The sequence below is a fragment of the Faecalibacterium intestinale genome (genome assembly GCF_040096575.1).
Lineage (GTDB): Bacteria > Bacillota > Clostridia > Oscillospirales > Ruminococcaceae > Faecalibacterium > Faecalibacterium intestinale.
In genome coordinates this window covers 38570-51310 of record NZ_JBBMEN010000004.1, presented here as the reverse complement: position 1 = coordinate 51310, position 12741 = coordinate 38570, and the positions used below count along the sequence as shown (strand labels likewise).

General features: G+C 60.4%; 14 protein-coding genes. 9 read left to right on the top strand and 5 right to left on the bottom strand.

The window, feature by feature from the left end; genetic code table 11:
- Positions 1-18: 18 nt before the first annotated feature.
- From atpD to WMO20_RS04710, 5 genes are all read left to right on the top strand, one after another.
- Positions 19-1431 carry a F0F1 ATP synthase subunit beta gene (gene atpD / locus WMO20_RS04730; RefSeq protein ID WP_005922238.1) on the top strand — a complete coding sequence of 471 codons (1413 nt, stop codon included), beginning with the start codon at positions 19-21 and terminating at the stop codon, positions 1429-1431.
- Positions 1431-1838: an ATP synthase F1 subunit epsilon gene (gene atpC, locus WMO20_RS04725; RefSeq protein WP_005922235.1), complete on the top strand. Its 408-nt coding sequence runs from the start codon at positions 1431-1433 to the stop codon at positions 1836-1838. Before atpD ends, atpC begins: the two co-directional genes overlap by 1 nt.
- Positions 1839-2012: 174 nt before the next feature.
- On the top strand, positions 2013-3059 hold the full coding sequence (locus tag WMO20_RS04720; RefSeq protein WP_349186010.1) for an SPFH domain-containing protein: 1047 nt from the start codon (positions 2013-2015) through the stop codon (positions 3057-3059).
- A complete protein-coding gene (locus WMO20_RS04715; RefSeq protein WP_015537787.1) occupies positions 3059-3259 on the top strand; it encodes a type II toxin-antitoxin system antitoxin in 201 nt (66 codons plus the stop codon). The genes WMO20_RS04720 and WMO20_RS04715 overlap by 1 nt, the downstream gene beginning before the upstream one ends.
- Positions 3260-3563: 304 nt before the next feature.
- Positions 3564-4409, top strand: a complete 846-nt coding sequence (locus WMO20_RS04710) for a response regulator (protein WP_097785844.1) — start codon at positions 3564-3566, stop codon at positions 4407-4409.
- Positions 4410-4564: 155 nt separating this feature from the next.
- On the opposite strand, the gene WMO20_RS04705 is transcribed toward WMO20_RS04710, so the two are convergent.
- Complete coding sequence (locus WMO20_RS04705; protein ID WP_349186009.1) at positions 4565-5035, bottom strand: methylated-DNA--[protein]-cysteine S-methyltransferase; 471 nt, start codon at positions 5033-5035, stop codon at positions 4565-4567.
- Positions 5036-5122: 87 nt separating this feature from the next.
- On the opposite strand from WMO20_RS04705, the gene WMO20_RS04700 reads away from it, so the two are divergent.
- From WMO20_RS04700 to bilS, 4 genes are all read left to right on the top strand, one after another.
- A complete protein-coding gene (locus WMO20_RS04700; protein ID WP_349186008.1) occupies positions 5123-5845 on the top strand; it encodes an NAD-dependent protein deacylase in 723 nt (240 codons plus the stop codon).
- Positions 5846-5935: 90 nt separating this feature from the next.
- Entirely contained in the window at positions 5936-6565 is a 630-nt protein-coding gene (locus tag WMO20_RS04695; protein ID WP_349186007.1) for a hypothetical protein, read from the top strand.
- A gap of 28 nt (positions 6566-6593) precedes the next feature.
- Positions 6594-7556, top strand: a complete 963-nt coding sequence (locus WMO20_RS04690; protein ID WP_349186006.1) for a D-2-hydroxyacid dehydrogenase — start codon at positions 6594-6596, stop codon at positions 7554-7556.
- A 124-nt stretch (positions 7557-7680) separates the two neighbouring features.
- Positions 7681-8172, top strand: a complete 492-nt coding sequence (bilS, locus tag WMO20_RS04685) for a flavodoxin family protein BilS (RefSeq protein ID WP_349186005.1) — start codon at positions 7681-7683, stop codon at positions 8170-8172.
- Between the two features lie 59 nt (positions 8173-8231).
- Here bilS and WMO20_RS04680 read toward each other — a convergent pair whose 3' ends face one another.
- From WMO20_RS04680 to WMO20_RS04665, 4 genes are all read right to left on the bottom strand, one after another.
- Positions 8232-8924: a peptidoglycan-binding domain-containing protein gene (locus WMO20_RS04680; protein ID WP_349186004.1), complete on the bottom strand. Its 693-nt coding sequence runs from the start codon at positions 8922-8924 to the stop codon at positions 8232-8234.
- A 3-nt stretch (positions 8925-8927) separates the two neighbouring features.
- Positions 8928-11063, bottom strand: a complete 2136-nt coding sequence (locus tag WMO20_RS04675; RefSeq protein WP_349186003.1) for a peptidoglycan-binding protein — start codon at positions 11061-11063, stop codon at positions 8928-8930.
- A gap of 44 nt (positions 11064-11107) precedes the next feature.
- A complete protein-coding gene (locus WMO20_RS04670) occupies positions 11108-11638 on the bottom strand; it encodes a transporter (RefSeq protein ID WP_349186002.1) in 531 nt (176 codons plus the stop codon).
- 96 nt (positions 11639-11734) lie between these two features.
- Positions 11735-12730 carry a substrate-binding domain-containing protein gene (locus WMO20_RS04665; protein ID WP_349186001.1) on the bottom strand — a complete coding sequence of 332 codons (996 nt, stop codon included), beginning with the start codon at positions 12728-12730 and terminating at the stop codon, positions 11735-11737.
- Positions 12731-12741: the final 11 nt, after the last annotated feature.

The window sequence follows — 12741 nt, the reverse complement described above, 5'->3', positions numbered from 1 at the left end:
TGACAAGAGGCAATCCAAATGATACAGGGAACTATTATTCGCGTAGCAGGCCCCGTGGTGGATGTGCAGTTCACCGCCGGCAGGCTGCCTGCCCTGCAGGAGGCGCTTACCGTGACCGCAGAGGGCACCGAGCGCACCATGGAGGTGACGCAGCACGTCAACGAGACCACGGTGCGCTGCATCATGCTTTCTGCCAGCGAGGGTCTGGGCAAGGGAATGCCGGTGGAAGCTACCGGCCACGGCCTGACCGCCCCTGTGGGCGAGGGCACACTGGGCCGTATGTTCGACCCGCTGGGCCGCCCCATTGACGGCAAGGGTGCTGTGGACGAGCTGCCGCACTGGCCCATCCACCGCAAGGCACCCGGCTTTGCAGAGCAGAAGCCCGCAACTGAGATTCTGGAGACTGGTATCAAGGTCATCGACCTGCTGGCACCTTACGCCAAGGGCGGCAAGATCGGCCTGTTCGGCGGTGCCGGTGTGGGCAAGACCGTGCTGATCCAGGAACTGATCCATAACGTGGCCACCGAGCACGGCGGCTACTCCATCTTCACCGGCGTAGGCGAGCGCTCCCGCGAGGGCTGCGACCTGTGGGGCGAGATGAACGCCTCCGGCGTGCTGGACAAGACCGCACTGGTCTTTGGCCAGATGAACGAGCCCCCGGGAGCCCGTATGCGCGTGGCCGAGACCGGCCTGACCATGGCAGAGTACTTCCGTGAGGAAACCCACAAGGACGTGCTGCTGTTCATTGATAACATCTTCCGTTTCGTGCAGGCCGGCAGTGAGGTCTCTGCCCTGATGGGCCGTATGCCCTCTGCCGTGGGCTACCAGCCCACGCTGGCCAACGAGCTGGGCGCTCTGCAGGAGCGCATCACCTCCACCAAGGACGGCTCCATCACCTCGGTGCAGGCCGTCTATGTGCCTGCCGACGACCTGACCGATCCCGCCCCCGCCACCACCTTTGCCCATCTGGACGCCACCACCGTGCTGTCCCGTAAGATCGTGGAGCAGGGCATCTACCCGGCTGTGGACCCGCTGGCTTCCACCTCCCGCATTCTGGAAGCAGACATCGTGGGCGAGGAGCACTACCGCGTGGCCCGCAAGGTGCAGTCCATTCTGCAGCGCTATCAGGAGCTGCAGGACATCATTGCCATTCTGGGCATGGACGAGCTGGACGAGAACGACAAGCTGACCGTCATGCGCGCCCGCAAGCTGCAGAAATTCCTGTCCCAGCCCTTTGCCGTGGCCGAAAACTTTACCGGTCTCAAGGGTAAGTATGTGCCCCTGAAGGACACCGTGCGCAGTTTTGCCGCCATTGTGGACGGCAAGGCCGACGACCTGCCGGAGTGGGCGTTCTTCAACGTAGGTACGCTGGAAGAAGCACGCGAAAAGGCAGAAAAGAAGCTGGCTGAGGAAAAGGGCGGTGCCGTCTGATGAACAAGTTCATGCTGAGCATCACAGCGTCCAGCGGCGAGTTCTATCAGGGTGACTGCGAGGATCTGACCCTGCCCATCAGCGATGGCATCTACGGCGTACAGGCCGGGCATAACCCGGTGCTGGTGGCGCTGCACATGGGCATCCTCCACTTTGTGGTGGACGGCAAAGCCCGGGATGTGCTGGTGGGTGACGGCATTGCCGAGGTGACCCCCGCCTATGTGATGGTGCTGGTGGACAGCGCCGAGAACCCGGAGGACATCGACAAGAATCGTGCCGAAGCCGCCCGCATCCGCGCCGAGGAACGCTTGCAGCATAAGCAGAGTATGCACGAGTATTACCAGAGCAAGATCGCACTGGATCGTGCCATGCAGCGTTTGCAGACCGCTGCGAAGTATAAGCGCTAAGGCAGTATCCCTTTTACCTTATAGGATAGGAAAAAATCCCCCGTTTGCCCGTGGCAGCAGTGCCCGGGCAGGCGGGGATTTTTTTGTTGGAAGCACTTGACAGCTTCTTTTTAAAGTGATATTATTTTGATATCAGAAAGAAATGCTTCCGACCCTGATAAGGAGGGACTTGTTATGGAAGAGAAAATTTTGAATACCCGCAAAAACGGCATGGTTATGCTGCTGCTCACCCTGCTGGGCTATGTGGCATCCATCGCCCTGTTCATTTTCTGTATCACGCTGCTCAATGCAGATCGGCCGCACCGGCTGTTTCTGGGCATTCCGCTGCTGATTTTGTCCATTGCCTATTGGATTGCGGGCATTTTCCTGTTCTGCGGTCTCAAGGTGTTAAAGCCGCAGGAAGCGCTGGTGCTCACCCTGTTTGGTGATTACATCGGCACCCTGAAGGGACAGGGCTTTTACTGGGTAAACCCCTTCTGTACCGCCGTCAACCCCGCCGCCGGTACCCGCCTGAGCCAGAGCGGAGACGTGAACAGCAAGGAAAACAGCGTGGCTGCGCTGTTTGGCAATAACGGCCAGAATGCCCAGATGAGCATCGAGTCCATGAGCAAGAAGATTTCGCTCAAGATGATGACCCTGAACAACTCCCGCCAGAAGATCAACGATTGTCTGGGCAACCCGGTGGAGATCGGCATTGCGGTCATCTGGCGCGTGACCGATACCGCCAAGGCTGTGTTCAATGTGGATAACTACAAGGAATATCTCTCCCTGCAATGCGACAGCGCCCTGCGCAACGTGGTGCGGGTGTACCCCTATGATGTTTCTCCCAATGTGGACACCACCGGCGACGGCGTAGCCGATGAGGGCAGCCTGCGCGGCTCCTCCGAGGTAGTGGCTGCCCGCATCCGGGACGAGATCCAGAAGAACGTGGCCGAGGCCGGCATCGAGGTAGTGGAAGCCCGCATCACCTATCTGGCCTATGCGCCGGAAATCGCAGCGGTCATGCTGCAGCGCCAGCAGGCCAGTGCCATCATTGACGCCCGCAAGATGATCGTGGACGGCGCTGTGGGCATGGTGGAAATGGCGCTGGATCGTCTGAACGAGAACAAGGTAGTGGAGCTGGACGATGAACGCAAGGCGGCAATGGTGTCCAATCTGCTGGTGGTGCTGTGCGGCAACCGGGATGCCCAGCCCATCGTGAACAGCGGCAGCCTGTACTGATGGCCGAGCCGAAAAAACAGGTGCCCCTGCGCCTGAACGCCAAGCTCTACGATGCCCTTGCCGCTTGGGCAGAGGATGACTTCCGCTCGGTGAACGGGCAGATCGAATATCTGCTTACCGAGTGCGTGCGTCAGCGCAAAAAGAACGGGAAATATGTCTCCGACCAGCTGGACGTCCCGCCGGAGCTGGATCTCCATTGAAGCACCCGTGACAAACGCAAATTATTAAAACAGGCTGCTGCACAAGACCGGTGCAGCGGCCTTTTGTTTGTTATGAGAAAGCTGCGCTTTCCAAGGAGCAGAGAGGACAAACGAAGAGAGAATTGATATACCAATTTGTTGCATAATGCTCCGGTATTTCGTCGAAAAAGCAATCGATGAACTGGAATTTTGGCGAAAACGCTTCTTTTTTGGATTTTTCCAGAAAATAACTTGCCTAAAAGTTTGCGGCGTGCTAAACTAACAGCGGGGAAATGCTTTACGTAAGCAGACAGGGGGTGAAGCTATGAAAATACTGGTCGTGGATGACGGTCAGCTTGCGATCAATTCGCTGATCCGCATCCTGTGCCGGGTCGCGCCGGACTGTGACTATATCAGTGCCATGACGACCGACGATGCTTTGACGTGGATGCGGCAGGGACCGATGGATGCAGCCTTTCTGAACTTGGAAATGCCGGGGATGAACGGCCTTGCCCTTGCCCGTATGATCCAGAAGCTGCAACCCCGCTGCAACCTCATCGTGGTCACCGAGCACCCGGAGTATGCGCTGGAAGCATTGCAGATCTTTGTCAGCGGCTTTCTGCTCAAGCCCGCCAACGAGTCCGATGTGCGCAATGTGCTGGAAAATCTGCGCTACCCGCCGGAAACGGCGCCTGTGGGCATCAAGATCCAGTGCTTCGGCAATTTCGAGATCTTTGTGGGCGGACGTCCGCTCTCCTTCAAGCGCAGTAAGAGCAAGGAGCTGCTGGCCTACCTTGTGGACCGCAACGGTGCCACCTGCACCAACGGCGAGATGCTGGCTGTCCTGTGGGAGGATAAGCCCGATACCGCTTCGCTGCACAGCCACCTGCGCAATTTGATCTTCGACCTCAGCCATACGCTGGAGGATGCAGGGGTCAACGGGCTGCTGGTACGCGGCCGCAGCACATTGGCGCTGGATACCAGCAAGGTGGACTGCGATTATTATAATTTCCTGCGGGGAGACCGCTCGGCGTTCAATTCCTACCGTGGCGAGTATATGACCCAGTATTCCTGGGCAGAGGTCACCCGCTCGGCGCTGCGCCAGCAGGCCGCAGCTACGCCCAAAAGCGGGTCTATCCCAAGCTATTACGTCCCGCCCACGGGCTTTTAAAACTGCATAAAACACCAAAGGCTGCTGTGCATTGTTGCGCAGCAGCCTTTTTTGACTGACTTTATAACTTGCAGGCCGGGAAAATATGCGTCTCCTTCTGTGAAAATGGGATAATGGAACGCCCGCAGGCGTTCCGTCATCCCGAAATAAATTTTTCAAAACCTTTCCAGCTCCAGCAGATATTCCTTGATATCCAGCCCCTCGGCGTAGCCGGTCAGGCTGCCATCTGCGCCAATGACCCGGTGGCAGGGAACCACGATGCACAGCGGGTTGCGGTGGCAGGCGCTGCCCACGGCGCGGCCTGCCTTGGGGTTGCCCAGCGCCGCCGCCAGCTGACCGTAGGTGCGTACCTCCCCGTAGGGAATTTTGCGCAGCTGCGCCCATACCGCCTGCTGAAAGGGCGTGCCTTTTGCCGCCAGCGGCAGGTCGAACTCCCGGCGCACCCCGGCAAAATATTCGTTCAGCTGCTCCTCGGCTTCTTGTAACAGGGGCGTTTCCACCACCCTGCGGGGGAGCGGTTCCAGCTCCGGCGCACCGTCCGGGCAGAAATGTACCCCGCACAGCGCGTCGTTCTCCTCCTCCAAGCAGATGGCTCCAAGGATGCTGTTGATGTACCAGACGTTCAAAACCGGCCTCTTCCTTTCCTGCAAGAATGTGCTATACTGATACTATCTTAACACAAAAGCTTCCGTGAGGAAAGGGGCGTTTCAACTATGGTCAAGGCACTGGAAGACATCATTGCAAAAAGCAGCAGCATTGTCTTTTTCGGCGGCGCGGGTGTTTCTACAGAAAGCGGCATCCCGGATTTCCGCAGCGTGGACGGGCTGTACCACCAGAAATACGACTACCCGCCCGAAACCATCCTCAGCCATACCTTCTGGGAGGAAAACCCGGAGGAGTTCTACCGTTTTTACCGCGATAAGCTGATCGTAAAGGATGCAAAACCCAACGCTGCCCATCTGCGGCTGGCAAAGCTGGAGCAGCAGGGCAGGCTGCGGGCGGTGGTCACCCAGAACATCGACGGTCTGCATCAGGCGGCGGGCAGCAAAACTGTGTACGAACTGCACGGCAGCACCCTGCGCAACTACTGCACCCGCTGCGGCAAGTTCTATGATGTGGATTTTATCGCAAACAGCACCGGTGTGCCCCGCTGTACCGAGTGCGGCGGCATCGTAAAGCCGGACGTGGTGCTCTACGAGGAGGGCTTGGACGAGGAGGTGCTGTCCGGCGCGGTGGATGCCATCCGCCATGCCGATACCCTCATCATCGGCGGTACCAGTCTGGTGGTGTACCCCGCCGCTGGGCTCATCCGGTACTTCCGGGGCGACAATTTGGTGGTCATCAATATGCAGCCCACCGGGGCGGATGCTTCTGCCGACCTGTGCATTGCAAAGCCCATCGGGCAGGTGCTGAGCGAGGACATCTCGCTGGACTGATTTTTGCGCTTCAGGCGCGCTGTTTCGCGCCGGTTTGCACGCAGTTTTCCGTATGCTGATGGAAAGAACATCAGAACGGAGGAACTGCAAATGATCCAGGTATGCGACCCGCCGCGTCAGCGGCAGGTACGGCGGCTTTCCGCCGAGGAATTTTTTACATTGGTGCGCTGCGGCGGGGCGGGGTTTTACCGTCCCTGCTCCGAGGTGCTGCGGATGCTGACCGCAGGCGAGGCGTGGGGCACAGCCGGGGCGGCGCTGCTGGTGCTGCCCCTCACCGCCGATACTGCCGCAGCAGCGGCACTGCGCAGCTGGCTGGGACGCAGGCAGCTGGAAGGCGGCTGTCTGCTTACACCGCCGGTGAATACCGGCGGGGAACTGCCCGCCCGGCTGGTGGAGGTTGCCGCCGCCCGGGCAGACCGGCTGCGCCGCAAGGGCACGGCATGGGCGGTGGTGGAGTGCACCGAAACGGCGGCAGCACTGTTGCCGCTGTATTTCCGGCAGGGCTTCGGGCTGCGGGCGCTGCGCCCGCTGGAAAGCCTTGCGCCCTGCTTTTTGCTGCGCACCGGCTGCGTGCCCGCCCGTACCGCACCGGTGTGGGTGCCGCTGGAAGATAGGGTACAGCTGGCATTGTTGCTGGCAAAAGGCTATGCCGCGCTGGACAGCCGCCCCTACGGCGGCAGCCTTGCGCTGGCGCTTTATCCGCTGAAAGAAACGGAATAACGTAAACCAGAGAGGGAATGAGAAAGCTATGAAGGCAGTGATCCTTGAAAGCTATGTGATGGAAGAAGGAGACTTGGACTGGTCCGGGGTAAAGGCACTGGTGCCGGACACCACCAGCTATGTGCGCACCGACTACGCCGACATTGCGCCCCGCATCGGGGATGCAGAGCTGGTGCTCATCAACAAGTGCCGCATTGACGAGGCAGTATTGGCGCAGTGCCCGAACCTTAAATGGGTGGGCATCATCGCCACCGGCACGGATAATATCGACCTTGAAGCCTGCCGCCGTCATGGGGTGGCAGTGGCCAACGTGCCGGGGTATTCTACTTACAGCGTGGCGCAGATGACCTTCAGCCTGCTGCTGGCCATCTGCCAGTGCGCCCAGCGGTACGACCGGGCGGTAAAGGCCGGGTACTGGCAGCTGGGCATCCCGGCAGAATACGGTCTGCTGCCGCAGGTGGAGCTGCTGGGCAAGACCTTTGGCATCTACGGCTACGGCAGCATCGGCCGTCAGACCGCATGCATTGCAAAGGCCTTTGGCATGGAGGTGCTGGTGTGCACCCGCACGGTGCGCCCGGAGTACGCCGCCGATGGGGTGGAGTTCGTGGACTTTGACACCCTGCTTGCCCGCAGTGATGTGCTCAGCCTGCACTGTCCGGCCACCCCGGAAACCCGCGGGCTGATGAGCCGGGAAGCCCTTGCAAAAATGAAGCCCGGCGCCATTCTGCTGAACACTGCCCGGGGCGCACTGGTGGACGAGGAAGCCGTAGCCGATGCACTGGAAAGCGGCAAGCTTGCCTTTTACGGTGCAGACGCCTTTGCCACCGAGCCGCTGCCGACCCAAAGCCGTTTGCGCAGTCTGCCGGGCGCGGTGCTCACCCCGCATATCGCGTGGACCACCAAGGAAGCATTGCAGCGGCTGATGGACATCACCACCGGCAATCTGCGCAGCTTTCTGGCCGGTAAGGGCGAGAATCTCGTCAACTCTTGATTTTGGCAGGGCACTGTACTATACTCTTCCATGATTTCAGGCTCTCACGGCAAAGGAACTGCCGTAAAATAACGTATGCACAAGAGCATCCGGCAGCTTTGCCGCTGCTCTGAGGGAGGTAAAAATGAGTTACGCCATCGTATTCAGCAGCAGAACGGGCAACACCGCGCTGCTGGCACAGACCCTGCGGGAGCAGCTGCCGCAGGCAGACTGCTGCTATTTCGGCGCACCGGACACTGCCGCATTGGCAGCAGATACCCTGTATGTGGGCTTTTGGACGGACAAGGGCAAGGCTGACGCCGACACGCTGGATTTTTTGAAGCAGCTACGCGGCAAGCGGGTATTCCTGTTTGGCACCGCAGGCTTTGGCGGCAGTGCGCCCTACTTTGAAAAGATCCTTGCCGCCACCCGGAAGGCGCTGGACGGCAGCAACACCGTCATCGGCAGCTTTATGTGTCAGGGCAAAATGCCGGTGTCCGTCCGGCAGCGGTACGAGGCCATGAAGGCAAAGCCTTTGCATATCCCCAATCTGGACACCCTGATCGAAAACTTCGATAAGGCGCTCTCCCACCCGGATGCCGCAGATCTGGAACAGCTGAAACAGGCTGTAAAGTGAGTAAAAAAGAGCGACCGCACATGGTTTTGTGCGGCCGCTCTTTTTGTATGGGACAAACGCTAGTCAATAGTGGTTTTGGTGCGTCCGATGCCGATGACGGCGGTGGAGATCTTTTTCCAGCTGTCGCAGCCGCACACGCCGTCCACCCGCAGACTGGTGCGCTTCTGATAACCGCGCAGAGCCTGCTCGGTGCGGGCACCAAAGATACCGTCGATGCGGCTGCCGGTCTGGTAGCCAAGGGTGGAAAGTGCGTCCTGCAAAACCATGACATAGCAGCCCCGGCTGCCCCGGCGCAGGGTGGGGTAACCAGCGGTGGTACCGCTGCAGGCCGGGGTGCCGTAGCGGCGGTCAAAGTGCACCCATGTGGGGGTCTGGCTCAGCGGCTCCACATAGCCCCATGCGCCGGTAGCGCGGGCGGCGTTGTAAATGGCGGTGCGCTGGCGCTGTTCAAGGCTTTGCCCTACGTCAAACGCTACCCCTGCATAGTGCTGGCTGCGGGTGCCGTGACCGCCCTCCCAGATGCGGCGGAAGGCGTACCCCACCGGGATGCCCCTGCCGTATTTGCGGCGGGTCAGGTTCCACGCCTCCATGGCGGCAATGGTGGTCCACAGGGTAGGGCTGGACGATTTGCCCCGGAACTCCCGCAGCCGCAGGGTGGTCAGGGTGCTGTAAGGCATGGGGTCGTTCTCGTTCAGGTTTGCGTAGGTGTACACCTTGTTTTCGTAGGCGTCGTAGATCAAAAGGCGTGCCATCCCTCATTCCTCCTTCTCGCAGCCGCAGGGGTCGGTGCACTGGGCTTGCAAAGCGTGCCATGTTTCCCGGTACACGATGCCGTTTACCGGCTGCAGCCCCGCCTGCTGCTGGACAGCCCGCACGGCGGCGGCGTCTGCCGCGCCAAAGCGGTTGTTGTCGGCCACATAGTCCTCGCCGCAGGAAAGCTGTGCCCGGCGGTTGAGCCAGCGCTCCACCTGTCCCACCTCCTGCCCGGCGCTGCCCTCGGCGATGGCGCGTCCCGGGTAAGCGGTGCCGGGAGGGGTGTCCCGGTCGGGGTTCGGGGCGTGAGCAGCCAGCTGCAAGCTCAGCGCTTCCACCGCCGTCCATGTGTCGGCATCGGCAATGCCGGTCTGCTCCAGCCCCAGCAGCTGCTGGGCGCTGCGGGTGGCGGCGGCAGTCTCATCGGTATAACGGTCAGTAAGGGGCGGAGCTTCCACGCTGGAAAAATAATAGGCGATGCGCTGTAAAAGCAGATTGTAGTACAGCACGGTATCACCGCTGCTGCCCACCGTCAGCGGGGTGCCGGGGTAAGGCAGACGCTTTAAGGTGACCACCGGGCCGGAGGAGCGCAGCTGGCTGGCGCGGCCGTAGAGGGAGTTCCATGTGGTACGCCCCACTATGCCGTCCACGGTAAGCCCCGCAAACCGCTGGTACGCCCGCACCGCCCGTTCGGTATCTGCGCCGAACTTTCCGTCAATGCTTACCGGCGGGATGCTGCTTTCGTAGGCGCTCATGAGGTAGAGGTAAAATTGCAGTTCCCGCACCGCTGTGCCGGTGGAGCCGGTGCGCAGCACGCCCGGGTATTCGCCGGGGCGCAGGGAGGAGGAAAGCAGCCGGTTGGCAATATCGTTGTACACCTCGTACAGCTTTTGCCATGTGGTGCGCCCCACCACCCCGTCTGCCGTCAGCCCGAAGTAGCGCTGGAACCGCCGCACCGCCGATGCCGTGCCCGCGCCGAATTTTCCGTCCACGGTCACGCTTTCAAGGCTTGTGTATACCGTGCGGGCGATCTTCAGCCAGAACTGCACCAGCCGCACATTCTGCCCGGCAGACCCCTCCCGCAGCGGCGTGCCGGGGTAGGCGTTGGGGGTGCCGTTGTCGGACTGGATGCTCAAAAACTCGTCGTACAGCTCCTTCCAAGTGGTCTGCCCCACTATGCCGTCTACGGTAAGGCCGTATTTGCGCTGGAAAGCACGCACCGCATTGGCGGTGGCAGTGCCGTATACGCCGTCTACCTTTACGGCGGGGATGGCGCTGTCGTACTGCGCCAGCGTGTTCAGCCAGAACTGTACCTGCTCCACCGCGCTGCCGGAAGCACCGGTGCTCAGCACCGTACCGTTCCATGTGCCGTTGGACAGGGTGCCGGTGGAAGTCTCGCCCTCGCTGGTCAGCTCGGCGAGATCTTTTACCGATACATAGATATAGCTGATTTTGTACCATGTCTGCCGCCCCACTACGCCGTCGGCGGTCAGGTTGAACTGCTTCTGGAACGCCCGCACCGTGGCGGCCATCCGGCTGCCGAATACGCCGTCTACCGTCAGCTTTCCAAGGAAGGGATAGTCCTTGGTAATGCGGTTCAGCTGCCTTTGCAGGGTGAACACCGCCGCGCCGCGGCTGCCCTGTCGCAGCGGTGTGCCGGGGTAGCTTTGCGGGATGGAGCGGATATTTTTGGTGCGCACGATCTCGATGCTGCTGCCGTAGTAGTAGCGTAAGATCTGCAATGCGCTGCGCCCGTTGTTGGCAAGCGCCACCGTGCCCCACTGCTTGAGCCCCGGGCAGGTGACCGACTTGCCGTCGCAGTACTCGGAATAATAGGGGTTCACCGTGCCGCTTTTGCGCAGGTAGGTGTTGAAGATATCGTCCGTGATGCGCACCATCACCTCGAACACAGTGCGCCCATGGACGTAGTACTGGTCGTAGCTGGTGGAGTTGGTGATGTTGAAGGTGTAGCCCTTGCTGGGGTACCACTCGGTGTAGATACGGTTCAGCGCCAGCGAGATCTGGCAGTGGATATTTGCCCGCAGTGCCTGCTCCGGCCACGGGGAACACCATAAACCAACGGACGAAATAAATGCTGCATCGTGTATTTTGTAGCGTATAAAAAGCGGCTGCTGCACAAAATGCTGTGCAGCAGCCGCTTTTTTGGGAGCTGATGAAACGCTTACGCTTCCGTCTCGGGCTTTTCCTCGGGCTTTGCTTCGGAATGCCGCCGACGGAACCAGTCGGCGGGGATGCCGCTCTGGGCAGGGGTAAGATCCGGCGCGGGGTGACCGTCCGGCAGGTGCGCACCGAAGGCCGGAACAAAAAAGAACTTGCGCACGATGAAGATCAGCGCGATCGCGCCAACGCTGAGCAGATTCTCCACGGCGGAATCGTGCCCCACCACCAGATGGCGTGCAATGGCGTAAAGCAGCACCTCAAGGCTGCTGCCGGGGCTGTGCTTGGCCAGCATCTTGATGAACTCGATGCCGATCACGATATCCAGACTGCGCTCCAGAAAGGTGCGGATCTCTGCTTCGTTGCCGTCGAACAGCAGGCCGGGCATCCAGCGGATGAGCGGCACAACACTGAACAGCAGACCGATCAGCACTAAGCCGGACAACAGTACCTCCAGCAGACTGGAAGCCTGAATGATGCGGTTGCGCAGGGAGGTGCGCCAGTGGCTTTCTACCGGGTGAGAGGGGTGTTCCATAGTAAGACCTTCCTTTCGGCATTCTGCTAAACAGGATTCGACAAACTTCTGGTTAGATTGTAGCAGAATGCGGGCAGGCTGTCAATTCATGGAAAATCAATTCGCCTTGGCGGCAGACTGTGCCGGAACGTACCCGGCCTTCTGGATGCAGGCAATACCGTCGGCGGTGTCCAGCCAGTCGTACAGACGGCGCTCCGGGCTGTCGGCGGCGGCATCCGGGTGGATGACGGCGTAAAAATCGTTGCAAAGGGGGTAGCTGCCGTCGGCAAGGGTGTCGTTGCTGGGGGTCACACCGTCCACCGCCAGCAGACGCAGCCCGGGTTTGGAGTACATCTGGTCGATGTAATAATACACCGAGAAGCCGATGGCGTTGGCACTGTTGTTGTAATCGGCAATGCTGTCCACCAGCTCGCCCATGGCGGCGGGTGCCAGCTCAGAGGGCGGGGTCATCAGTTCGCCGCCCTGAATGAGCAGTTTTTTGAACAGGGTCTGGCTGCCGGAGTCCTCGCCGCGCTGGAAAGCAACGATGGCCTGATCCTTGCCGCCTACGTCTTTCCAGTTGGTGATCTTTCCGGCGTAGATGTCCCGCAGCTGCTGCCGGGTAAGCGCCTGCACGGGGTTGTCCTCGTTGACGATGAACACCAGCGCGTCCACTCCAATGGGCTTCTGCTCCAGCTCCACATTGGCCTCCTGCAGCTCTTCCTTTACATAGTCCGGCGCTTCGTACACCACCAGCATCCGGGTGGTGGTGTCGTACGGACCAAAGTTCTCCCATGCGTAGGCGGTGGTGCTTACCGTAATGCTGCTGCGGGCTTCCTCCAAGTCCATGCCGGTGGTATCGGCCAGCATCTGCGCCATCAGCGGGATGCAGGCGGTGCTGCCGTCCAGCGGGGGAAACTCCGCTTCGGTCAGGAACGGCTCAGGCTGCTGCACAGCCGAGGAAGCAGCAGAGGATGCAGGCTGCTCTGCGGCAGAGGAAGCGGTGCTGCCGGAGGGCGCATCCGTGCCCTTGCAGGCGGTCAGCACCCCGGCGGCGGAGCAGGCAGCCAGCCCCAGCAGAAAGCTGCGGCGGGAAATTTTAGTGTTTTTCATAAAAAAGCCCT

Coding starts and splice junctions, on each gene's coding strand:
- atpD (WP_005922238.1), top strand. CDS start 19: ATGATACAGGGAACTATTATTCGCGTAGCAGGCCCCGTGGTGGATGTG.
- atpC (WP_005922235.1), top strand. CDS start 1,431: ATGAACAAGTTCATGCTGAGCATCACAGCGTCCAGCGGCGAGTTCTAT.
- WMO20_RS04720 (WP_349186010.1), top strand. CDS start 2,013: ATGGAAGAGAAAATTTTGAATACCCGCAAAAACGGCATGGTTATGCTG.
- WMO20_RS04715 (WP_015537787.1), top strand. CDS start 3,059: ATGGCCGAGCCGAAAAAACAGGTGCCCCTGCGCCTGAACGCCAAGCTC.
- WMO20_RS04710 (WP_097785844.1), top strand. CDS start 3,564: ATGAAAATACTGGTCGTGGATGACGGTCAGCTTGCGATCAATTCGCTG.
- WMO20_RS04700 (WP_349186008.1), top strand. CDS start 5,123: ATGGTCAAGGCACTGGAAGACATCATTGCAAAAAGCAGCAGCATTGTC.
- WMO20_RS04695 (WP_349186007.1), top strand. CDS start 5,936: ATGATCCAGGTATGCGACCCGCCGCGTCAGCGGCAGGTACGGCGGCTT.
- WMO20_RS04690 (WP_349186006.1), top strand. CDS start 6,594: ATGAAGGCAGTGATCCTTGAAAGCTATGTGATGGAAGAAGGAGACTTG.
- bilS (WP_349186005.1), top strand. CDS start 7,681: ATGAGTTACGCCATCGTATTCAGCAGCAGAACGGGCAACACCGCGCTG.
- WMO20_RS04680 (WP_349186004.1), bottom strand. CDS start 8,924: ATGGCACGCCTTTTGATCTACGACGCCTACGAAAACAAGGTGTACACC.
- WMO20_RS04670 (WP_349186002.1), bottom strand. CDS start 11,638: ATGGAACACCCCTCTCACCCGGTAGAAAGCCACTGGCGCACCTCCCTG.
- WMO20_RS04665 (WP_349186001.1), bottom strand. CDS start 12,730: ATGAAAAACACTAAAATTTCCCGCCGCAGCTTTCTGCTGGGGCTGGCT.